Here is a 21,606-nt window from a genome sequence, read left to right on the forward strand (position 1 = left end):
ACCTGCGCGAGCCGCTTGCTTGTCCATCCGGCGACTGCACGGATGGCGCGGCGCCCCGGCGCGGCGTATCACGCCGCCAGGCAGGCACGGCAAGGAAAACCCGATTCGCTCGAATAATTTTAGGACGATTGAAGCCATGGCTAACGTTGTTGAAAACCTCGGCAAGCTTGAACGCCGCGTGACGATTTCCCTGCCGAAGGAAGCGGTGCAGAAGGAAATCGACGCCCGTATCCAGAAACTCGCGAAGAACGTGCGCATGCCGGGTTTCCGCCCGGGCAAGGTGCCGCTCAAGATGGTGGCGCAGCAGTATTCGGGTCAGGTCGAAGCGGAAGTGCTGAGCGACAAGATCGGCCAGGAGTTCTTCACGATCAGCCGCGCGGAGAACCTGCGCGTCGCGGGCCAGCCGAGCTTCGAGCCGAAGCAGGAGCAGGCGGAAGACGCATACGCGTTCGACGCGACCTTCGAGGTCTACCCGGAAGTGACGATCGGCGATCTGGCGACGGCTGAAGTCGAGCGCTCGACGACGACGATCGGCGACGCCGAGATCGACCGCACGCTCGACATCCTGCGCAAGCAGCGCGTGCACTTCCACGCACGCGGCGAAAGCGGCGAGCACGGCGACGGCGGCGCGGACACGGCCGCTCAGAACGGCGACCGCGTGACGGTCGACTTCGTCGGCAAGCTGGACGGCGTCGCGTTCCAGGGCGGCACCGCGGAGGATTTCCCGTTCGTGCTCGGCGAAGGCCGCATGCTGGCGGAATTCGAAACGGCAGCGCTCGGCCTGAAGGCTGGCGAGTCGCGCGAGTTCGACCTGAAGTTCCCGGACGACTATCACGGCAAGGACGTCGCCGGCAAGACGGCGCAGTTCACGGTCACGATGAAGAAGATCGAATGGCCGCACATGCCGGAAATCAATGCCGACTTCGCAAAGTCGCTCGGCATCGAGGACGGCGATCTCGCCAAGATGCGCAACGAGATCAAGGACAACCTCGAGCGTGAAGCGAAGCGCCGCACGCAGTCGATCGTGAAGAACCAGGTGATGGACGCGCTCCTGAAGATCTCCGAACTCGACGTGCCGAAGGCGCTGATCGAGCAGGATCAGCAGCGCCTCGTCGAAATGGCGCGTCAGGACCTCGCGCAGCGCGGCGTGCCGAACGCGAAGGATGCGCCGATCCCGGCCGAGATGTTCACCGAGCAGGCCGAGCGCCGCGTGAAGCTGGGCCTCGTGCTGGCCGAGCTGGTGAAGGCCAACGGCCTCGAGGCGAAGGCAGAGCAGATCCGCGCGGAAGTCGACGAATTCGCGAAGAGCTACGAAGACCCGAAGGAAGTGGTCCGCTGGTATTATTCCAACCAGCAGCGCCTCGCCGAGATGGAAGCGTTCGTCGTTGAGAGCAACGTCGTCGATTTCGTGCTGGGCAAGGCGAAGGTGACGGATAAGGAAGTGAGCTTCGAGGCACTGGCAGGCGCAACGGCGCAAGCGTAAGTGTCGCTCTAGCGGCGTGCCGGCTGTCGGAGCGACGGCCCGCACGCCGTTTTTACGTCAGGCGCACGGTTGCCATTAATATGGCGATTGAGCGGGCGGCTTCCCTCCGTTCAATTTTCATTTCGAACAAGGCTCATTGAATGATCACTCGCGCTGAATTGCTTGACACGCTCGCATCGAACGCGCCGCGGGACTTCGAGGCGCAAGCGCTGGGGCTGGTTCCGATCGTCGTCGAAACGAGCGGTCGCGGCGAACGTTCGTACGACATTTACTCGCGCCTTCTGAAGGAGCGCGTGGTGTTCATGGTCGGCGAGGTCAACGACCAGACCGCCAATCTCGTGGTCGCGCAGCTGCTGTTCCTCGAGAGCGAGAATCCCGACAAGGACATCAACCTCTACATCAACAGCCCGGGCGGCTCGGTGTCGGCCGGCATGGCGATCTACGACACGATGCAGTTCATCAAGCCGGACGTGTCGACGCTGTGCATGGGGCTCGCCGCCAGCATGGGCGCGTTCCTGCTCGCGTCCGGCGCGAAGGGCAAGCGCTATGCGCTGCCGAACGCGCGGGTGATGATCCACCAGCCGCTCGGCGGCGCGCGCGGCCAGGCTTCCGATATCGAGATCCAGGCCCGCGAGATCCTCTACCTGAAGGAGCGGCTCAACCAGCTGCTCGCGCATCACACCGGCCAGGACGTCGAGCGCATCGCGCGCGACACCGATCGTGATAACTTCATGTCGAGCGATGACGCGAAGGCGTACGGGCTGATCGACCAGGTCGTGCAAAAGCGTCCGTAAGCTTAGTGGGGTGCCGCCCCCGTCAAGGGCCGCACCCGCTACGCCCCGAGCATCTGCGGCAAGCACATCCAGCCGGCTCCGGTGGCGCCCCGACTCGTGGGGCGCGGAGCAAACGGCGTATCATGTAATTTACGTGTCCGGAGGCTCATACATTCATGGCGGACAAAAAAGGTTCGAACAGCGAGAAGCTGTTGTATTGCTCGTTTTGCGGCAAGAGCCAGCATGAGGTGAAGAAACTCATCGCGGGCCCGTCGGTCTTCATCTGCGATGAATGTATCGACCTGTGCAACGAGATCATTCGCGACGAAGCGGCAGCCGCAGGCGTCGAGGCTAGCCTGTCCCGGTCGGATCTGCCGAGCCCGCAGGAAATTCGCGACATCCTCGATCAATACGTGATCGGGCAGGAGCGTGCGAAGAAGATCCTCGCGGTGGCCGTCTACAACCACTACAAGCGTCTCAAGCATCTCGACAAGAAGGACGACATCGAGCTGTCGAAGAGCAACATCCTGCTGATCGGCCCGACCGGCTCCGGCAAGACGCTGCTCGCGCAGACGCTGGCGCGCCTGCTGAACGTGCCGTTCGTGATCGCGGACGCGACGACGCTGACCGAAGCGGGCTACGTCGGCGAGGACGTCGAGAACATCATCCAGAAGCTGTTGCAGAACTGCAACTACGAGGTCGAGAAGGCACAGCGCGGCATCGTCTACATCGACGAGATCGACAAGATCAGCCGCAAGTCGGACAACCCGTCGATCACCCGCGACGTGTCCGGCGAGGGCGTCCAGCAGGCGCTGCTGAAGCTCGTCGAGGGCACGATGGCGTCGGTGCCGCCGCAGGGCGGCCGCAAGCATCCGAACCAGGATTTCATCCAGGTCGACACGACCAACATCCTGTTCATCTGCGGCGGCGCGTTCGACGGCCTCGAGAAGGTCATCACCGACCGCACCGAGAAGACGGGCATCGGCTTCGGCGCGACGGTCAAGAGCAAGCAGGAGCGCGATGCCGGCGAGGTGCTGCGCGAAGTGGAGCCGGAAGATCTGATCAAGTTCGGTCTGATCCCCGAGCTGATCGGCCGTCTGCCGGTCGTCGCGACGCTCGGCAAGCTCGATGAAGCGGCGCTGATGAAGATCCTCGTCGAGCCGAAGAATGCGCTCGTCAAGCAGTATCACAAGCTGTTCGCGATGGAGCGCGTCGAGCTGGAGATCCGGCCGGCGGCGCTGCAGGCGGTGGCCCGCAAGGCGATCCGCCGCAAGACCGGTGCGCGCGGCCTGCGTTCGATCATCGAACAGGCATTGCTGGACGTGATGTACGAGCTGCCGGCGATGAAAGGGGTCAGCAAAGTCATCATCGACGAGAATGTGATCGATGGGGACGGCAAACCGTTACTGATCTATGAGGACACGCCCAAAGTGGCGGGTTCGAATTGACCGGCTTTACGATGTCCCGAGCAAAAAAGCCGTTCATGGAACCGTGAACGGCTTTTTTTCGTTTATCTTGTGGGTAACTCTGACTCGACACGCAGCGGCTACTTTCTTACCGAATATTTCCCACGCGCTGAAGGCTTGCAATCCGACGTTCAGGCCTCAATTACCGAACAATTGATTCCACTCATGGGGAAATGAAATGTCAGGCACCCAACTTCTCCCGCCGGAACGCATCACGCTCCCGCTGCTGCCGCTGCGGGATGTCGTCGTTTTCCCGCACATGGTGATTCCGCTCTTCGTGGGCCGGCCGAAATCGATCAAGGCCCTCGAAGCGGCGATGGAAGGCGGCAAGCACATCATGCTGGTCGCCCAGAAAACCGCGTCCAAGGACGAGCCGACCGAAAAGGACATGTACGAGGTCGGCTGCGTCGCCAACATCCTGCAGATGCTGAAGCTGCCGGACGGCACCGTGAAGGTGCTGGTCGAGGGCCTGCAGCGCGCGAAGGCGCTGACGATCGAGGAACAGGAGACCCAGTTCTCCTGCGAGGTGATGCCGCTCGAGCCCGACCACGCGGACAGCGCGGAGACGGAAGCGCTGCGCCGCGCGATCGTGTCGCAGTTCGACCAGTACGTGAAGCTGAACAAGAAGATCCCGCCGGAGATCCTCACGTCGCTGTCGGGCATCGACGAGGCCGGCCGGCTCGCGGACACCATCGCCGCGCACCTGCCGCTCAAGCTCGACCAGAAGCAGCACATCCTGGAGATGTTCCCGGTCGTCGAGCGCCTCGAGCACCTGCTCGCGCAGCTCGAAGCCGAGATCGACATCCTTCAGGTGGAAAAGCGCATCCGCGGGCGCGTGAAGCGCCAGATGGAGAAGAGCCAGCGCGAGTACTACCTGAACGAACAGGTCAAGGCGATCCAGAAGGAACTGGGCGAGGGCGAGGAAGGCGCGGATCTCGAGGAACTCGAGAAGCGCATCAACGCCGCGCGCATGCCGAAGGAAGCGAAGAAGAAGGCCGATGCCGAGCTGAAGAAGCTCAAGCTGATGTCGCCGATGTCGGCGGAAGCCACCGTCGTGCGCAACTACATCGACACGCTGATCGGCTTGCCGTGGCGCAAGAAGAGCAAGGTCAACAACGACCTGTCGAACGCCGAGCAGGTGCTCGACGAGGATCACTTCGGCCTCGAAAAGGTCAAGGAACGCATTCTCGAGTATCTCGCGGTGCAGCAGCGCGTGGACAAGGTCAAGGCGCCGATCCTGTGCCTCGTCGGGCCTCCGGGCGTCGGCAAGACCTCGCTCGGCCAGTCGATCGCGCGCGCGACGAACCGCAAGTTCGTCCGCATGGCGCTCGGCGGCGTGCGTGACGAAGCCGAGATCCGCGGCCACCGCCGGACCTACATCGGCTCGATGCCGGGCAAGATCCTGCAGAGCCTCACGAAGGTCGGCGTGCGCAATCCGCTCTTCCTGCTCGACGAAGTCGACAAGATGGGCATGGATTTCCGCGGCGATCCGTCGTCGGCGCTGCTCGAGGTGCTCGATCCGGAACAGAACCACACGTTCGCCGATCACTACATCGAGGTCGATTTCGACCTGTCGGACGTGATGTTCGTCGCGACGTCGAACTCGCTGAACATCCCGCCGCCGTTGCTCGACCGGATGGAGGTGATCCGCCTGTCGGGTTACACCGAGGACGAGAAGGTCAGCATCGCGCAGCGCTACCTGCTGCCGAAGCAGAAGAAGAACAACGGCCTGAAGGAAGGCGAGATCGAGGTCGCCGAGCAGGCGATCCGCGACATCATCCGCTACTACACGCGCGAAGCCGGTGTGCGTTCGCTCGAGCGCGAAGTGTCGAAGATCTGCCGCAAGGTCGTGAAGATGCTGCTGCTCAAGAAGGCGTCGGGCGCGGTCAAGGTCGACGGCGACAACCTCGATACGTTCCTTGGCGTGCGCAAGTACGACTTCGGCCTCGCGGCGAAGGAAAACCAGGTCGGTCAGGTGACGGGCCTCGCGTGGACCGAGGTCGGCGGCGATCTGCTGACGATCGAAGCCGCGGTGATGCCGGGCAAGGGCAACGTGATCCGCACCGGCTCGCTCGGCGACGTGATGAAGGAGTCGGTCGAGGCTGCGCGCTCGGTCGTGCGTTCGCGTTCGCGCCGTCTCGGCGTGAAGGACGAGGCGTTCGAGAAGCAGGACATCCACATCCACGTGCCGGAAGGCGCGACGCCGAAGGACGGTCCGTCCGCCGGCATCGCGATGACGACCGCGCTGGTGTCGGTGTTGACGGGCATCCCGGTGCGCGCCGACGTCGCGATGACGGGCGAAATCACGCTGCGCGGCGAAGTCTTGCCGATCGGCGGCCTGAAGGAGAAGCTGCTGGCCGCGCACCGTGGCGGCATCAAGCTCGTGCTGATTCCGGAAGAGAACTTGAAGGATCTCGCGGACATTCCGGACAACGTGAAGAATGCGATCGAAATCGTGCCGGTCCGCTGGATCGACAAGGTGCTCGAACTCGCGCTCGAGCGTGTGCCGGCCCCGCTGCCGCCGGAAGAGGAAGCCAAGGCGGCGGCTCCGGTCGCCGAAGCGGCGAAGGATGCCGGCTCGACGGAAGTGGTCAAGCACTGAGGCTGCCAGCGTCCGTGTTCACGGTCGTTGAAGAACCCGCGGCATGTCCGCGGGTTTTTTTTCGTCCGTGCGCGGCGCGCCGCACGTCGTGGCGTGCGGGTTGCGGCTGCGTCGTCGTCATCGGATCGGTGCCGTAAAAATTTCGCGTTTCAGGCTTGGCAAAACGCTCGAAGATGACTTAAACTAGCGGGCTCGCTGGTTGTTGATGCGGATACGTGAAACAGCCAGAACATGAGTCCGGAACGGGTGCTTAGCTCAGTTGGTAGAGCGGCGCCCTTACAAGGCGTAGGTCGGGAGTTCGAGCCTCTCAGCACCCACCAGTTTCGTGATTCAGCAAGACCAAGGAGCGGTAGTTCAGTCGGTTAGAATACCGGCCTGTCACGCCGGGGGTCGCGGGTTCGAGTCCCGTCCGCTCCGCCAAACATTAAATGCCCGCCTCGTGCGGGCATTTTTGTTTTCGATCGCTGGCACACCATCCGCGGTCTGCGGGCGTCGGCCAGCTCCGTCCGCATTGAGATCGTTCTGAAAGCGGAAGGCCGGTTCGCCTTTTTTCCTGTCCGCTGTTGTAATATCGGACGTTTTGTCCAATACACCCATCACGCATGCTCGATTTCTTCCGTAATCACCAGCGCCTGATGATGGCTCTCCTGATCCTGATCGTGTTGCCGGGGTTGGGGATCGTCGGGATTCAGGGTTTCCGCGGCTTTTTCGACGAGAGCGCGAACGTCGCGGCGATCAACGGGCACAAGATCACGCGGGTCGAGTTCGACGGCGCGTTCCGCGAGCAGATCGACCGCGCGCGGCAGATGCTCGGCGCGCAGTTCGACATGAAGGCGTTCGACACGCCGCAGCACCGCAAGGAAGTCCTCGACGGCCTGATCCAGCAGCGCGTGCTCGCCGACGAAACGCAGCGCCTTCATCTGACCGCGTCCGACAGCGCCGTGCGCGACGCGCTGCTCGGCGATCCGGTGATCGGTTCGCTGAAGAAGCCGGATGGTTCGATCGACGTCGAGCGCTATTCGCAGCTGCTCGCGATGCAGGGCATGACGCCCGAGCAATACCAGGAGCGCGTGCGCTACAGCCTCGCGCTGCAGCAGATTCCGTCCAGCATCGTGTCGAGCGCCTTCACGCCGAAGAGTCTCGCGCAGCATCTGTCGGAGCTTGCCGCGCAGCAGCGTGAAGTGCAGGAGCTGGTGCTGAAGACGGGCGATTACGCGTCGAAGGTCCACCCGACCGACGCGCAGCTCACCGCGTATTACGACGCGCACAAGCAGAGCTTCGCGACGCCCGAGACGGCGACGATCCAGTACCTCGTGTATTCGCCGGCCGCGGCTACCGCCAGCGCGCAGCCGACCGATGCGGACATCAGGAAGTACTACGACGACAACCCGACCCATTACCGCACCGACGCGCAAGTGCGCGTGAGCCACATCTTCATCGCGGCGGCGAGCGATGCGAGCGCGGCCGACAAGGCGGCGGCGAAGGCGAAGGCCGAGCAGCTGCTGGCCGAGGTGAACGCGCATCCGGACCAGTTCGCGAAAATCGCCGAGAAAAGCTCGCAGGACGCGCCGTCGGCGGCGAAGGGCGGCGACCTCGGCTTCATCACGCGCGGCTCGACGGCGGGCGGCCAGGCGTTCGACGACGCGGCATTCGCGCTCAAGCAGGGTGCCGTGAGCGGCGTCGTGCGGTCGGATCTCGGCTTCCACATCCTGAAGGCGACCGACGTGAAGCCCGCTGCGGTCAAGCCGTTCGCGGAAGTGAAGGATGCGATCGCGGCGGACCTGAAGCAGCAGTACGCGGCGAAGGCATTCTCGGACAACAGCGAGGGCTTCTCGTCGATCGTGTATGAGAAGGCGAAGAGCCTGCAGCCGGCGGCGGACAAGTACAAGCTGACGATCCAGACGGCGACGGTCACGCCCGCGGCGAATCACGCGTTGCCGCCGGACAGCCCGCTCAACAACGCGAAGTTCCTCGCGGCCGTGTTCGCGAGCGACTCGGCGAAGAACCGCAACAACACGCAGGCGATCGACATCGGCAACAACACGCTGATCGCGGCGCGCGTGGCCGACTACAAGCCGGCCGCCGTGCCGGCGCTCGACGCGGTGAAGGATGCGGTGCGCCAGCAGGTGATCGCCGAGCAGGCGGCGGAGCTGGCGAAGAAGGACGGTGCGGCGAAGCTGGCCGAGCTGCAGAAGTCGAAGTCGACGGTCGGCTTCGGGCCTGCGGGCACGATCTCGCGCGCGCAGTCGCATGGCGTGCCGCCGGTCGCGATGAGCGCGATCTACAAGGTCGACGCGAAGACGCTGCCGGCCTACGTCGGCGTCGATCTCGGCGCGGGCGGCTACGCGATCTATCGCGTGAACGCGGTGATCCCCGGTTCGGCGGTCGATCCGCAGCAACTCGCGGCCGCCCAGCAGCAGATGGCGCAGGTGGACGCGCAGAGCGAAGGCGAGGCCTATCTCGCCGCGCTGCGCGCCCGCTCGAAAGTGAAGCTGTTCGGCTCGACGGCCGACGCGTCGCAAGACGGCGCGAACTGAGCGCCCGGTCTTCGTGCCAGCAAAAGCCCCGCCTTCGAGCGGGGCTTTTGCTTTGAAGCGGGCCGACGGCGCGGTCAGCCGCGCGGCTTGCCGAGCAGCGGCCTGAGCGACGGCCAGACGTTGTCGAGCAGCACGCGTTGCGCCTGCTGCGTCGGATGGATCTGGTCGGCCTGGAACATGTCCGGCCTGTTCTCGATGCCGGCGAGGAGGAACGGCACGAGCGGCACGCGGAGATCCTTCGACAGCCGCGTATAGATGCCGTGGAACCTCTGCGTGTAGTCCATGCCGTAGTTCGGCGGAACGTACATGCCGACCAGCACGACCTTCGCGTGAGCACGCTGCGCGTCGCCGACGATCTCGCGCAGATTGCGCTCAGTGATCGCCAGCGGCACGCCGCGCAACGCATCGTTGGCGCCGAGCTCGACGACGATGACGGCCGGTTTCAGCCGCTGCAGCACCGCAGGCAGGCGGGCGAGCCCGCCGCTCGTGGTGTCGCCGCTGACGCTCGCGTTGGCGACGCTATAATCGATCCGCTCGGCCGCGAGCCGCTGGCGCAACAGTGTCACCCACCCAGTGTCGCGCGGCAGGCCGTATTCGGCCGACAGGCTGTCGCCCAGCACGACGATCACGGGCGCCTCTGGCGGTGTCGCGCCGATGGCGAGCCCGCTCGCCGCGGCGAGCGCGCCGCCCAGCAGTGCGATCGCCGTGCGTCTTTTCCTGCGGAATGTCGTGTCCATGCTCAAGATTACCGATCCGATCATCGAAGTGCGAGACGTATGCAAGCGTGTCGCGGACGCGACGGGCGAACTGACGATCCTCGACGGCATCGACCTCACCGTGCGGCCCGGCAGCAGCCTCGCGATCGTCGGTGCGTCCGGCTCGGGCAAATCGACGCTGCTCGGCCTGCTTGCGGGGTTGGACAGCGCGACGAGCGGCTCGGTTCGGCTGCTCGGCCACCCGCTCGGCGAACTCGGCGAGGACGCGCGGGCTGCGCTGCGCAACGGCGCGGTCGGCTTCGTGTTCCAGTCGTTCCAGTTGATGCCGCATCTGACCGCGCTCGAAAACGTGATGCTGCCGCTCGAACTGCAGGGCGGCGTCGGCGCTCGCGAGGCCGCCGGACGCGCCCGCGCGCTGCTCGCGCAGGTCGGGCTCGGCGCACGCACCGGGCATTATCCGAAGCTGCTGTCGGGCGGCGAGCAGCAGCGCGTCGCGCTGGCGCGCGCGTTCGTCACGCATCCCGCGGTCCTGTTTGCCGACGAGCCGACGGGCAGCCTCGACGCGGCGACCGGTCACGCGATCATCGACCTGATGTTCGAGCTCAATCGTACGCAGGGTTCCACGCTGGTGCTGGTCACGCACGACCCGGAGCTGGCGCGCCGCTGCGAGACGACGGTGACGCTCGAGGCGGGGCGGATCGTGGCGCCGCGCGCATCGCGGCGCGGCGCCTGACGATCCGGCCGCGTACCGGCCAACCCGGCGCGGGTCAGTGCTTGAGCGCGGCGCGCGCGCGCGCGATCAGCGCTGATGTCGACGAATCGTGCCGGGCCGGGTCGAGCGTGTTCGCCGTTAGATCCGCCTCGATCGCCTTGCCGAGGATCTTGCCCAGTTCGACGCCCCATTGATCGAACGGATTGATCTGCCAGACCGAGGCCTGCACCAGCACCTTGTGCTCGTAAAGCGCGATCAGCGCGCCGAGCGAGCGGGCCGTCAGCGCGTCGACGAGCAGCGTCGTCGACGGACGGTTGCCGGGGAACGTCAGGTGCGGCGCGAGCGCTTCCTTGCCGGGGCCGGCGATCTTGCGCGCCTCGTCGAGCGTGCGGCCGAGCATCAGCGCCTCGCTCTGCGCGAAGCAGTTCGCGAGCAGCTTCGGATGATGGTTCGCGAGCGGATGCTCGGGTGTCAGCACCGCGATGAAGTCGACCGGCACGATCGTCGTCCCCTGGTGCAGCATCTGGAAGAACGCATGCTGGCCGTTGGTGCCCGGCTCGCCCCAGGTGATGGCCGAGGTCGGGTAGTCGACGAACGCACCGTCGAGGCGCGTCGACTTGCCGTTGCTTTCCATCTCGAGCTGCTGCAGATACGACGGCAGGAAGTGCAGCGCTTCCGAGTACGGCGCGACGAGATAGCTCTGCGAGCCGAAGAAATTGCGGTACCAGATGCCGATCAGGCCGAGCAGCACGGGCAGGTTGCGCTCGAGCGGCGCCTCGCGGAAGTGGAGGTCCATGTCGTTCGCGCCGGCTAGCAGCGCGTCGAACTGCTCGGGGCCGATCGCGATCATGATCGACAGCCCGACCGCCGACCACAGCGAGTAGCGGCCGCCGACCCAATCCCACATTTCGAACACGTTGTGCGCGTCGATGCCGAACCGGACGACCTCGGCCGGATTCGCGGATACCCCGACGAAGTGCTTCGACAGCGCGTTTTCCGGGCAGCCGTTCGCGACGAACCAGTCGCGCAGCGAACGGGCATTCGTCATCGTCTCGAGCGTCGTGAAAGTCTTCGATACGACGATCGCGAGCGTTTCCTCCGGGTCGACCTGTTCCAGCACGCGCGCGAGATCGGCGCCATCGACGTTCGACACGAAGTGGCTCGACAGGTCGTGCGCCGCCAGATGGTGCAGTGCGTGCACGACCATCTTCGGCCCGAGGTCGGAGCCGCCGATGCCGATGTTGATCACGTGGCGGATGCGTTTGCCGGAATGGCCCGTCCACGCGCCGCTGCGCACCGCGCGCGCGAAGGTCGCCATCTTCGCGCGCTCGGCGCTGACCTGCGCGTGGCAGGGCGCGAGCGGGTCGGTCGCGCGCAGTGCGGTGTGCAGCGCCGCGCGTCCTTCCGTCGGGTTGGCGATCTCGCCGGCGAACATCGCGTCGCGGCGTGCTTCGACGCCGGCTTCGCGCGCAAGCTGCGTGAGCAGGCGCACGGTTTCGTCGGTGACGCGGTTCTTGGAGAAATCGGCGGCGAGACCGCCGCCGGTGAACGTGAAGCGCTCGGCACGAGTGGGGGCGGGGTCGTTTCGTGATGCGAACCAATCGCGCAACTGCGCGTCGCGGATCTGTTCGTAGTGTGCTTGAAGAGCAGTCCAGGCGGGAAGCGAGTTCAGCGTCATGTCGTGTATGGCGAAGCGTAAACCGGGGCGCGCCGCGCTGGCGGATCCGGACAGGATGCGCCAGCGGACGCGGACGGGCGCCGTTCGGCAGGCAAGTCAGTATAGCGGCGTTACGTGTCGGCGCGCGGATAAATAAGACGATTGATCAGCGCCCGCACGGCCGGCGCCAGCTCGCCCGCGGCGACGCCGGCCGGCCCGGTGCCGTTCGCGGTCAGCATGTCGGCCGCGAGACCGTGCAGGTAGACGCCTGCCTGCGCGGCTTCGTGGCGCGGCACGCGCTGCGCGAGCAGCGCGCCGATCAGCCCGCCGAGCACGTCGCCCGTGCCGCCGGTGGCGAGTGCGGCGTTACCGGTCGGGTTGACGGTCAGCGTGCCGTCCGGTGCGGCGATCACGGTGCCGGTGCCCTTCAGCACGACGACGCTCGCGAAGCGCGCCGCAAGCGCGCGGGCGGCCGCGAGGCGGTCGCGCTGCACGGCGCCGGTGTCGCAGCCGAGCAGCCGGGCGGCTTCGAGCGGATGCGGCGTCAGGATGCAGGGATCGCCCTGCGCGCCGCGCGCGGCGACGGCGGCCGCCAGTTCGGGGCGCGCGGCGATCAGGTTCAGCGCGTCGGCGTCGAGCAGCTTGGCGGCGTCGGCGCTCAGCACCTCATGCACGAGCCGGGCCGCAGGCTCGCGCGTGCCGAGGCCGCAGCCGGCCGCGATCGCGGTCATCGCGGCGAGCTGCAGGCCGTCGGCCGGATGCAGCATCAGCTCGGGAAACGGCGGATCGTAGGGCGGCGCGCCGGTGCCCAGGAACCCGACGTGCACCTTGCCGGCGCCCGCGAAGAGTGCGGCGCGCGCGGCGAGGATCGGCGCGCCGCACATGCCGGTGTCGCCTCCGACGACGGCGAGGCTGCCGAACGTGCCCTTGTGCGACACGAAGCGGCGCGCCGGGAATGCCGGCGCGAACAGCGCGGGCGCGTTCAGCCGGATGGCCGGCGCGACCGGCGGGGCGACGTCGAGCGATGCGACGTCCACGTCACCGGCCAGGTCGCGGCCGTCGCCCATGTAGAGCCCGGGCTTGGCGGCGAGGAAGGTGAGCGTGTGCGTGGCGGCGACGGCGGCGCCCGCGCCGACGGCCGCGCCGTTGTCGCTGTCGAGGCCGCTCGGCACGTCGAGCGCGAGCACGCGGCCCGCCGCGCGCGCGCGCGCGGCGATGCGCTCGGCCATCGCCGCATAGGCGCCGTCGAGCGGCCGCGCAAGGCCGATGCCGAACAGGCCGTCGACGACCCATGCGTAACCGTCGAGCGACGCAGGCGGCTCGGCCGAGATCGGCACGCCGGCCGCGCGGGCGACGCCAAGCGCCCATTGCGCGTCGTCCGGCTTCACGGTAACGGGCATCCACGCTTGAGTCGCGACCCCGAGCTGCTGCAGGCCGGCGGCCGCGACCAGCGCGTCGCCGCCGTTGTTGCCGGGGCCTACCGCGAACCACACCGGGCGGTGGTCGTTCGCGAGCCGCTCGCACAGCCAGCGCGCCGCGGCGGCGCCGGCGCGGCCCATCAGCGTGTGCGGCGGCAGCGAGGCTGCCGCGCCGGTTTCGACGGCGCGCAGGTCGGCGACGCGCAGCAGCGCAATGGGGTGATGATCGGGAAGCGGGCGGGCGACGGTCATGGCGGCTCGGATGGAAGCGCCGCGCGCGGCGGCGCGCGGCGTGTCAGGCAGCAAAGCGCTCGGCGCGCAACGCGGCGAGCGTGTCGGCGGGCCAGCGCGCCGCGCTGCCGCCGAGGTAATCCGCCACCACTTTAGCAGAGCCGCACGCGAGGCCCCAACCGGCGGGCCCGTGCCCGAAATTGACGAACACGCGCGGATGCGGGGTCGGGCCGACGACCGGCAGGCCGTCCGGCGACAGCAGCTTGATGCCTTGCCACGACAGCGCGGCGGAAATTTTCGCGGTGCCGGGAATCCAGTCGTGGCTGGCCTGGCCGAGCAGCGTGAGCGCCATCTCGGACAGCGGCTCGGCGAGCGGCCGGGCGGTGTCCTGCATGCTTTGCAGCACGCCGCCGCCGCTGATGCGCAGGCGCTGGTGGAGGCGGGTCATCGCGATCCGCTTCACCGAATCGACGACGGTCAGGTGCGGCGCATGGCCTTCGAACGCGAGCGGCGCGGTCAGCGTATGGACGCGCACCGGGTGCAGCGGCAGCTGCCAGCCGAGGCGCTCGAGCAGCACGAGGCTGCTCGCGCCCGCGGCGACCACCACCGCGTCCGCGGAGATCACGTCGACTTCGTCCGGCTTCCCGGCGCGCCGCTCGCCGCGGGATGGCGCGAGCTCGACCGCGGCCCGCCCGGCTTCGGCGCGGATCGCCGCGACCTCGGCGCCGAAGCGGAATTGCACGCCGTGGTCGTCGAGCACGTGCTTCAGCAGCTTGGTGAAGAGCGGGCAGTTCGCCGCGCGCTCGCTCTCGAGCAGCACCGCGCCCGCGAACGCCGGGTCGGCGGGCACGGTCGGCTCGATGGCCGCGCATTCGTCCGCGCCGAGCACGCGGTGCGGCACGTCGAGCGTGCGCAGCAGCTCGCGCGCGGGCTGAGCCGCCTCCCAGTCCTGCGCGTGGCGGATCACGTGCAGCACGCCCGCGTGCTGCTCGAATTCGAGGCCGAAGCGGGTTTCGATGTCGGCGATCGTGTCGCGCGACGCGTCGATCAGCGGGCGCAGGCGCGCGAACTGTGCGGCGAACGCGTCGGGGGCGCGCAGCTCGGCGAGGCGCCGCACGAAGCGGCGCACCTGGCCGTTCAGGCCCGGCTTGTAGACGATGCCGCTGTCGTGCGGCTGGCGCTGGCGCATGAAGGTCGGGCCGAACCACACGTCGAGCGGGCTCGGCAGCATTGCGCCGCCGTCGCCGTAGGTCGCGCCTTGCGCGACGGTGGCGTGCCGTTCGACGACGCACACGCGATGGCCGGCCGCGCGCAGCTGATAGGCGGTGGCGACGCCGCTGATTCCGCCGCCGATGACGATGACATCCATGGAAGTGACTGGCTGGCGGGCGGCGACTCGGCCGCCCGGTTGTGACTGCGCGACGGGCCGCGCGCGGCCCGGTGAACCGGCAATGATAGCGCCAAACCGGCCGCCGGGCGGCATCTCTGGCGGCAGCGCGCGGCCGCCGGGCGATTGCCCGGCCTTGGCCGGTCGACTTCCGGGTATAATTACGGCCTTCCTTTCGCCCCACGTCGCCATCTCGCGCGACTCATCGACGTCAGTCCAGTCCATGGCTCACTTCTCGTGCTTTCCCGGTGCTTCGGCCCTTTCCGATTTCCGTCAAACCCGTCTGCTCGACGCGCTCAGGCAAATCGACGGCAACATCGTCGCGATCCGCGGCCAGTTCCTGCACTTCGTCAACGCCCATGAGGCGCTCACGGCGGACGACAGCGCGCGCATCGACGCGCTGATGCACTACGGCGCGCCGTTCGAGCCGGCCGCCGAGCGCGGCACCACCGAGACCTTCGTCGTGCTGCCGCGTTTCGGCACGGTGTCGCCGTGGGCGAGCAAGGCCACCGACATCGCGCTGCACTGCGGCCTCGCGCACGTGCGCCGCATCGAACGCGGGGTCGAATACACGGTGACGCTGAAATCGGGCCTGCTCGGCGGCAAGAAGGCGCTGTCCGACGATGCGCGCGCGGCCGTCGCGGCTGCGCTGCACGACCGGATGACCGAGAGCGTCGTCGCGTCGCGCGACGACGCGCGGCACCTGTTCGACGAGCTGCCGGCCAAGCCGCTCGGGACGGTCGATGTGCTCGCGCAGGGCCGCGGCGCGCTCGAGCGCGCGAACGTCGAGCTGGGCCTCGCGCTCGCCGACGACGAAATCGACTACCTGGTCGACGCGTTCCGGAAGCTCGAGCGCAACCCGACCGACGTCGAGCTGATGATGTTCGCGCAGGCGAACAGCGAGCACTGCCGCCACAAGATCTTCAACGCGCAGTGGACGATCGACGGCGAGGCGCAGGACATCTCGCTGTTCCAGATGATCCGCAACACCGAGAAGCTGAGCCCGCAGGGCACGATCGTCGCGTATTCGGACAACTCGTCGATCATGATGGGCGCGCAGGCCGAACGCTGGTTCCCGCGCGGCGCGGGCGCGGGCGAGGGCGAGCCGGGCGAGCGCTACGGCCGCCACACCGAGCTCACGCACACGCTGATGAAGGTCGAGACGCACAACCACCCGACGGCGATCTCGCCGTTCGCGGGCGCGGCGACGGGCGCGGGCGGCGAGATCCGCGACGAAGGCGCGACCGGCCGCGGCGCGCGTCCGAAGGCGGGCCTGACGGGCTTCACGGTGTCGAACCTCGACCTGCCCGACGCGCGCGAGGCGTGGGAAAACGCCCGCGACGCCGCGCAGCCGGTCGCGCAGCGCAACCCGGGCGAGCAATACGGCCCGTACGGCCGGCCGGACCGCATCGCGTCGCCGCTGCAGATCATGACCGACGGCCCGCTCGGCGGCGCCGCGTTCAACAACGAATTCGGCCGTCCGAACCTCGGCGGCTACTTCCGCGTCTACGAGCAGAACGTCGGCGGCCAGGTGCGCGGCTATCACAAGCCGATCATGATCGCGGGCGGCATCGGCAACATCTCGGACGCGCACACGCACAAGCACGACCTGCCGGCCGGCTCGCTGCTGATCCAGATCGGCGGCCCGGGCATGCGGATCGGCATGGGCGGCGGCGCGGCCAGCTCGATGGCTACCGGCGCGAACACCGCGGAACTCGATTTCGATTCCGTGCAGCGCGGCAACCCGGAAATCGAGCGGCGCGCGCAGGAAGTGATCAACAGCTGCTGGCAGCTCGGCGACGCGAACCCGGTCCTGAGCATTCACGACGTCGGCGCGGGCGGCCTGTCGAACGCGTTCCCGGAGCTCGTCGACGGCGCGGACAAGGGCGCGCGCTTCGAGCTGCGCCGCGTCCAGCTCGAGGAGTCGGGCCTGTCGCCGCGCGAGATCTGGTCGAACGAGGCGCAGGAGCGCTACGTGCTGGCGATCGCGCCGGCCGAACTCGCGCGCTTCGAGGCGATCTGCGCGCGTGAGCGCTGCCCGTTCGCGGTGGTCGGCGTCGCAACCGCCGAGCGCCAGCTTCAGCTCGTCGACGACCAGGCCACGGGCGCCGACGAGTATCCGGTCGACATGCCGATGGAAGTGCTGCTCGGCAAGCCGCCGCGCATGCACCGCGACGTCACGCGCGTCACGACCGAGCGCGCGCCCGTCGAGGTGACGGGCATCGCGCTCGCCGACGCGGCGATGAGCGTGCTGAAGCACCCGACGGTCGCGAGCAAGTCGTTCCTGATCACGATCGGCGACCGCTCGGTCGGCGGCACGTCGGTGCGCGACCAGATGGTCGGCCCGTGGCAGGTGCCGGTGGCCGATTGCGCGGTGACCGCGCTCGACTACGCCGGCTTCAAGGGCGAGGCGATGACGATGGGCGAGCGCACGCCGCTCGCCGTCATCGACGCGCCGGCGTCGGGCCGCATGGCGGTCGGCGAGGCGATCACCAACATCGCGTCGGCGCCGATCGCGTCGCTCGACAAGCTGAAGCTGTCGGCGAACTGGATGGCCGCGTGCGGCACGGCGGGCGAGGACGCCGCGCTGTTCGACACGGTGAAGGCGATCGGCATGGAGCTGTGCCCGGCACTCGGCATCGGCATTCCGGTCGGCAAGGATTCGCTGTCGATGAAGACGAAGTGGGACGACGCGGGTGTCGCGAAGGAAGTCGTGTCGCCGGTGTCGCTGATCATCTCGGCGTTCGCGCCGGTCGAGGACGTGCGCCGTCATCTGACGCCGCAACTGCAACGCGTCGCCGACGCCGGCGCCAGCGTGCTGATCGCGATCGACCTGGGCCGCGGCAAGAACCGCATGGGCGGCAGCATTTTCGCGCAGGTCACGCAGCAGGTCGGCGACACGGTGCCGGACGTCGACGATCCCGAAGACCTGAAGCGCTTCTTCTCGGCGATCCAGGCGCTGAACGCGGACGGCAAGCTGCTCGCGTACCACGACCGCTCGGACGGCGGCCTGTGGGCGACCGTCTGCGAAATGGCGTTCGCGGGCCACGCGGGCGTGTCGCTGAACGTCGACATGCTGACGCTCGACGCCGAACACGAATCCGACTACGGCGACGCGAAGGACTGGGCGAAGCAGACGAGCGGCCGCCGCGAGGACCGCACGCTGCGTGCGCTGTTCTCCGAGGAGCTCGGCGCCGTCGTGCAGGTGCGCGCGGCCGACCGCGACGCGGTGCTCGGCACGCTGCGCGAATTCGGCCTGTCGGTCTGCTCGCACGTGATCGGCTCGGTCAACGAGCGCGACACGATCGAAGTGTTCCGCGATGCGAAGAAGATCTTCGACGCGCCGCGCGTCGACCTGCATCGCGCATGGAGCGACGTCAGCTGGCGCATCGCGCGCCTGCGCGACAACCCGGCCTGCGCGGACGCCGAATACGACGCGCTGCTCGACGCGGCCGATCCGGGCATCTCGCCGGTGCTGACGTTCGATCCGGCCGAGGACATCGCCGCACCGTTCATCGCGACGGGCGCGCGCCCGCGCGTCGCGATCCTGCGCGAGCAGGGCGTGAACTCGCACCTCGAAACCGCGTATGCGTTCGACCGCGCGGGCTTCGACGCGCATGACGTTCACATGAGCGACCTGCTTGCGGGCCGCGCGACGCTCGCGGACTTCGCCGGCGCGGTCGCGTGCGGCGGCTTCTCGTACGGCGACGTGCTGGGCGCGGGCGAGGGCTGGGCGAAGACGGTGCGCTTCAACCAGGGGCTCGCCGACATGTTCTCGGCGTTCTTCGCGCGTAGCGACACGTTCGCGCTCGGCATCTGCAACGGCTGCCAGATGCTGTCGAGCCTCGCGTCGATGATTCCGGGCGCGGAGGCGTGGCCGAAGTTCACGCGCAACAAGTCCGAGCAGTTCGAGGCGCGCTTCTCGTTCGTCGAGGTGCAGCAGTCGCCGTCGATCTTCTTCGCGGGGATGGAAGGCTCGCGGATTCCGGTCGCGGTCGCGCACGGCGAAGGCTATGCGGACTTCTCGCAACAGGGCGACGCGAGCCGCGTCGCGGTCGCGATGCGCTACGTCGACCATCGCGGCGAAGCGACCGAGCGCTATCCGTTCAACCCGAACGGCTCGCCGGCCGGCATCACGTCGGTGACGACCGCCGACGGCCGCTTCACGGTGCTGATGCCGCACATGGAGCGTGTGCACCGCACGGTCACGATGAGCTGGCACCCGGAAGGCTGGGGCGAGGCGAGCCCGTGGCTGCGCGTGTTCCGCAACGCGCGCCGCTGGATCGGCTGACGCGATGTTCGTATCGCCGTTCGCCGCGGTGCGGTGTGCGGATAGCCGGAACGGTTGTCCGCGCAACGTCCGCCGACGCGTGAGCCCAAAGAAAAAGCCGCTCCCCGGAGCGGCTTTTTTGCGTTGCGCGCAGCGCGGCGTTACTGGATCTTCGCCTGCTGACGCAGCGTTTCCTCGAACGCCTGCAGCTTCTGCTGAACCATCTGCTGGGCGATCTGCGCCTTGACCTGCTCGAACGGCGGCGGGGCGATGCTGCGGATGTCGTCGACGCGGATGATGTGCCAGCCGAACTGGGTCTTGACCGGTGCGTCGGTCATCTGGCCTTTCTGCAGATTCTGCGCGGCCGTCGCGAACTCCGGCACGTATGCCTTCGGATCGGACCAGTCGAGGTCGCCGCCGTTCTTGCCCGAGCCCGGGTCCTTCGAGTATTGCTTCGCGAGATCCTCGAACTTCGCGCCGCCCTTGATCTTCGCGATCAGGTCCTTCGCCTGCTGCTCGTTGTCGACGAGGATGTGGTGCAGGTGATATTCGCGGTTTGCTGCGCCCTTCGCCAGTTCGTCGTAACGCGCCTTCACGTCGGCGTCGGTCGGCTGGTTCTTCTTCAGGAAATCCTCGATCAGTGCGCGCAGCACGACGGTCTGCTGCGCGACGGCGATCTGCGCCTTCACGTCCGGGCGATTCTGGATGCCGCGGCGGAGCGCCTCCTGCATCAGGATCTCGCGGTTCACGAGTTCCTGGCGCACGGCTGCCTGCAGTTGCGGGCTGTCGGTCTGGCCTTGCTGGGCCAGCTGCGCGACCATCGCGTCGGCGCGGGATTTCGGGATCGGCGTGCCATTGACGACAGCGATGTTCTGGGCGAATGCCGGTGCCGCTGCGAGAGCGGCCGTCACGGCCCACAGGCGGGGGGATTTCAGGATCATCGGGAATTCCTAATGAGACGACTTGATTGAAGATTCGTTGAATTCTTCGGGCGTGTACGCCACGATCGCGAGCGCGTGGATGCCACGCTGCATTGCGTCGGCGAGCGCATCATACACCAGCCGGTGCCGCGCGACGCGCGAGACGCCTGCGAATGCGGCCGACACGATCGTGACCGTGTAATGGCCACCGGCTGAGGCGCCGGCATGGCCGGCATGCTGCGCGCTGTCGTCGCGCACCGCGAGCGACACCGGCGCGAGCGCGGCGGCAAGGCGTGCCTCGATCAGCGCAATGCGAGCGTCGGGCGACGCGTCGAGAAAAGCGTCCGTCATCGTCATTCGTCCTTCATGTATTTGGTGAGCCACAGGCTCTGCAGGATGATGAACACGACCATCGCGCCGGTGGTGCCGAACAGCTTGAAGTTCACCCACTGCGACTCGGTGAAGTTGCGCACGACATACAGGTTCGCGACGCCGAGCGCGGCGAAGAACAGCGCCCACGCGACGTTGAGCTTGTCCCACACGGGATGCGGCAGCGTGAGCTGCTTGCCCATCATCTTCTCGATCAGGTTGTTGCCGAACGCATAGCGCGCGGCGAACAGCCCGACCGCAAACAGCCAATACAGCACAGTCGGTTTCCATTGAATGAATTTCTCGTCGTGCAGGACGAGGGTGGCGCCGCCGAATACGACGATCACGCCGAGGCTGACCCACAGCATCGTGTCGACTTTCCGGTGGCGGAACGCGACCCAGGCGACTTGTGCGAGCGTCGCGGCGATCGCGACGGCGGTGGCGGTAAAGATGCCCCACACCTTGAAGGCGGCGAAAAACAGGATGATCGGGAACAGATCGAACAGAAATTTCATGGTGATCGCAGCTGCGTGAAAGGCGCGCTTGTGCGGCCTTTCACCGTTGTAGGGCCCCTGCGGCGCGGCTGTCGCGAATCGGGATTCGCGTGCGCCGCGCTTATTTGTCGTCGGGTCGGGACTCGAAGTTTAACGCAGCCGAGTTGATGCAGTAGCGCAATCCGGTCTTGTCGCGCGGGCCGTCCTCGAAGACGTGGCCGAGGTGTGCGCCGCAGTGGTTGCAGCGCACCTCGACGCGCACCATGCCGTGCGTGTAGTCGATCCGCTCGTCGATCACCTCGCCGTCGATCGGCTTGAAGTAGCTGGGCCAGCCGCAGCCCGAGTGAAACTTCGCGCCGGACTCGAACAGCGGCGTCGCACAGACGACGCACCGGTAGATGCCGTCGTCTTCCTTGTCGGTGTACTCGCCGGTGAACGCGCGCTCGGTCGCCGCATGCTGCGTGACTTCGTATTGCATCGGCGTGAGCCGGCGGCGCAGCTCGGCGTCGTCCTTCGGGTACGGGTAGGACTTGTCGGATTGGTCTTGGGACATGTCTCGAATCTCCTGATG

15 protein-coding genes and 2 tRNA genes are annotated in these 21,606 nt (G+C 67.4%); 9 read left to right on the forward strand and 8 right to left on the reverse strand.

Going from position 1 to position 21,606, the window contains the following annotated elements; all coding sequences use genetic code 11:
- The first annotated feature begins 136 nt into the window (after nt 1-136).
- From tig to LIG30_RS19525, 7 genes are all read left to right on the forward strand, one after another.
- Nucleotides 137-1,483, forward strand: a complete 1,347-nt coding sequence (gene tig / locus LIG30_RS19495; protein WP_038714640.1) for a trigger factor — start codon at nt 137-139, stop codon at nt 1,481-1,483.
- Between the two features lie 140 nt (nt 1,484-1,623).
- A complete protein-coding gene (clpP, locus tag LIG30_RS19500; protein ID WP_038714641.1) occupies nt 1,624-2,277 on the forward strand; it encodes an ATP-dependent Clp endopeptidase proteolytic subunit ClpP in 654 nt (217 codons plus the stop codon).
- Between the two features lie 155 nt (nt 2,278-2,432).
- Complete coding sequence (clpX, locus tag LIG30_RS19505) at nt 2,433-3,704, forward strand: ATP-dependent Clp protease ATP-binding subunit ClpX (RefSeq protein WP_038714643.1); 1,272 nt, start codon at nt 2,433-2,435, stop codon at nt 3,702-3,704.
- A gap of 196 nt (nt 3,705-3,900) precedes the next feature.
- A complete protein-coding gene (lon, locus tag LIG30_RS19510) occupies nt 3,901-6,324 on the forward strand; it encodes an endopeptidase La (RefSeq protein WP_038714645.1) in 2,424 nt (807 codons plus the stop codon).
- Between the two features lie 244 nt (nt 6,325-6,568).
- Nucleotides 6,569-6,644, forward strand: a tRNA-Val gene (locus LIG30_RS19515).
- A 23-nt stretch (nt 6,645-6,667) separates the two neighbouring features.
- Nucleotides 6,668-6,744: transfer RNA gene (locus LIG30_RS19520), tRNA-Asp, on the forward strand.
- A gap of 182 nt (nt 6,745-6,926) precedes the next feature.
- A complete protein-coding gene (locus tag LIG30_RS19525; protein WP_038714647.1) occupies nt 6,927-8,861 on the forward strand; it encodes a SurA N-terminal domain-containing protein in 1,935 nt (644 codons plus the stop codon).
- A gap of 74 nt (nt 8,862-8,935) precedes the next feature.
- Here the strand turns inward: LIG30_RS19525 and LIG30_RS19530 are convergent, their stop codons facing one another.
- Nucleotides 8,936-9,598 carry an arylesterase gene (locus LIG30_RS19530; RefSeq protein ID WP_038714649.1) on the reverse strand — a complete coding sequence of 221 codons (663 nt, stop codon included), beginning with the start codon at nt 9,596-9,598 and terminating at the stop codon, nt 8,936-8,938.
- Here LIG30_RS19530 and LIG30_RS19535 point away from each other — a divergent pair.
- Complete coding sequence (locus tag LIG30_RS19535) at nt 9,597-10,310, forward strand: ABC transporter ATP-binding protein (RefSeq protein ID WP_038714650.1); 714 nt, start codon at nt 9,597-9,599, stop codon at nt 10,308-10,310. The two genes, LIG30_RS19530 and LIG30_RS19535, sit on opposite strands and share 2 nt — an antisense overlap.
- Before the next feature lie 34 nt (nt 10,311-10,344).
- On the opposite strand, the gene pgi is transcribed toward LIG30_RS19535, so the two are convergent.
- The 3 genes from pgi to LIG30_RS19550 form a co-directional block, all read right to left on the reverse strand.
- On the reverse strand, nt 10,345-11,967 hold the full coding sequence (gene pgi, locus LIG30_RS19540; RefSeq protein WP_038714653.1) for a glucose-6-phosphate isomerase: 1,623 nt from the start codon (nt 11,965-11,967) through the stop codon (nt 10,345-10,347).
- A gap of 110 nt (nt 11,968-12,077) precedes the next feature.
- Nucleotides 12,078-13,616 (reverse strand): NAD(P)H-hydrate dehydratase, encoded by a 1,539-nt coding sequence (locus tag LIG30_RS19545; protein WP_038714656.1) that lies wholly within the window; start codon nt 13,614-13,616, stop codon nt 12,078-12,080.
- A gap of 43 nt (nt 13,617-13,659) precedes the next feature.
- Nucleotides 13,660-14,964 (reverse strand): FAD-dependent oxidoreductase, encoded by a 1,305-nt coding sequence (locus LIG30_RS19550; RefSeq protein ID WP_038714657.1) that lies wholly within the window; start codon nt 14,962-14,964, stop codon nt 13,660-13,662.
- 241 nt (nt 14,965-15,205) lie between these two features.
- On the opposite strand from LIG30_RS19550, the gene purL reads away from it, so the two are divergent.
- Nucleotides 15,206-19,273, forward strand: a complete 4,068-nt coding sequence (gene purL, locus LIG30_RS19555; RefSeq protein WP_038714658.1) for a phosphoribosylformylglycinamidine synthase — start codon at nt 15,206-15,208, stop codon at nt 19,271-19,273.
- A 140-nt stretch (nt 19,274-19,413) separates the two neighbouring features.
- On the opposite strand, the gene LIG30_RS19560 is transcribed toward purL, so the two are convergent.
- The 4 genes from LIG30_RS19560 to msrB form a co-directional block, all read right to left on the reverse strand.
- Nucleotides 19,414-20,193 (reverse strand): peptidylprolyl isomerase, encoded by a 780-nt coding sequence (locus tag LIG30_RS19560; protein ID WP_038714659.1) that lies wholly within the window; start codon nt 20,191-20,193, stop codon nt 19,414-19,416.
- Nucleotides 20,194-20,202: 9 nt separating this feature from the next.
- Complete coding sequence (locus LIG30_RS19565) at nt 20,203-20,523, reverse strand: BolA family protein (RefSeq protein ID WP_038714660.1); 321 nt, start codon at nt 20,521-20,523, stop codon at nt 20,203-20,205.
- Nucleotides 20,524-20,525: 2 nt separating this feature from the next.
- Nucleotides 20,526-21,056, reverse strand: coding sequence for a septation protein A (locus LIG30_RS19570; RefSeq protein ID WP_038714662.1), 531 nt, complete (start codon nt 21,054-21,056; stop codon nt 20,526-20,528).
- A gap of 100 nt (nt 21,057-21,156) precedes the next feature.
- Nucleotides 21,157-21,588: a peptide-methionine (R)-S-oxide reductase MsrB gene (gene msrB / locus LIG30_RS19575; RefSeq protein ID WP_038714664.1), complete on the reverse strand. Its 432-nt coding sequence runs from the start codon at nt 21,586-21,588 to the stop codon at nt 21,157-21,159.
- Between the last annotated feature and the right edge of the window lie 18 nt (nt 21,589-21,606).

Source organism: Burkholderia sp. lig30, from assembly GCF_000687455.2.
Lineage (GTDB): Bacteria > Pseudomonadota > Gammaproteobacteria > Burkholderiales > Burkholderiaceae > Burkholderia.

Bases quoted from the DNA above. Each gene is read 5' to 3' on its own strand.
- LIG30_RS19525 (WP_038714647.1), top strand. From the start codon at position 6,927: ATGCTCGATTTCTTCCGTAATCACCAGCGCCTGATGATGGCTCTCCTG.
- pgi (WP_038714653.1), bottom strand. From the start codon at position 11,967: ATGACGCTGAACTCGCTTCCCGCCTGGACTGCTCTTCAAGCACACTAC.
- LIG30_RS19535 (WP_038714650.1), top strand. From the start codon at position 9,597: ATGCTCAAGATTACCGATCCGATCATCGAAGTGCGAGACGTATGCAAG.
- LIG30_RS19550 (WP_038714657.1), bottom strand. From the start codon at position 14,964: ATGGATGTCATCGTCATCGGCGGCGGAATCAGCGGCGTCGCCACCGCC.
- clpP (WP_038714641.1), top strand. From the start codon at position 1,624: ATGATCACTCGCGCTGAATTGCTTGACACGCTCGCATCGAACGCGCCG.
- LIG30_RS19570 (WP_038714662.1), bottom strand. From the start codon at position 21,056: ATGAAATTTCTGTTCGATCTGTTCCCGATCATCCTGTTTTTCGCCGCC.
- LIG30_RS19560 (WP_038714659.1), bottom strand. From the start codon at position 20,193: ATGATCCTGAAATCCCCCCGCCTGTGGGCCGTGACGGCCGCTCTCGCA.
- msrB (WP_038714664.1), bottom strand. From the start codon at position 21,588: ATGTCCCAAGACCAATCCGACAAGTCCTACCCGTACCCGAAGGACGAC.
- LIG30_RS19565 (WP_038714660.1), bottom strand. From the start codon at position 20,523: ATGACGGACGCTTTTCTCGACGCGTCGCCCGACGCTCGCATTGCGCTG.
- tig (WP_038714640.1), top strand. From the start codon at position 137: ATGGCTAACGTTGTTGAAAACCTCGGCAAGCTTGAACGCCGCGTGACG.
- lon (WP_038714645.1), top strand. From the start codon at position 3,901: ATGTCAGGCACCCAACTTCTCCCGCCGGAACGCATCACGCTCCCGCTG.
- purL (WP_038714658.1), top strand. From the start codon at position 15,206: ATGGCTCACTTCTCGTGCTTTCCCGGTGCTTCGGCCCTTTCCGATTTC.
- LIG30_RS19545 (WP_038714656.1), bottom strand. From the start codon at position 13,616: ATGACCGTCGCCCGCCCGCTTCCCGATCATCACCCCATTGCGCTGCTG.
- LIG30_RS19530 (WP_038714649.1), bottom strand. From the start codon at position 9,598: ATGGACACGACATTCCGCAGGAAAAGACGCACGGCGATCGCACTGCTG.
- clpX (WP_038714643.1), top strand. From the start codon at position 2,433: ATGGCGGACAAAAAAGGTTCGAACAGCGAGAAGCTGTTGTATTGCTCG.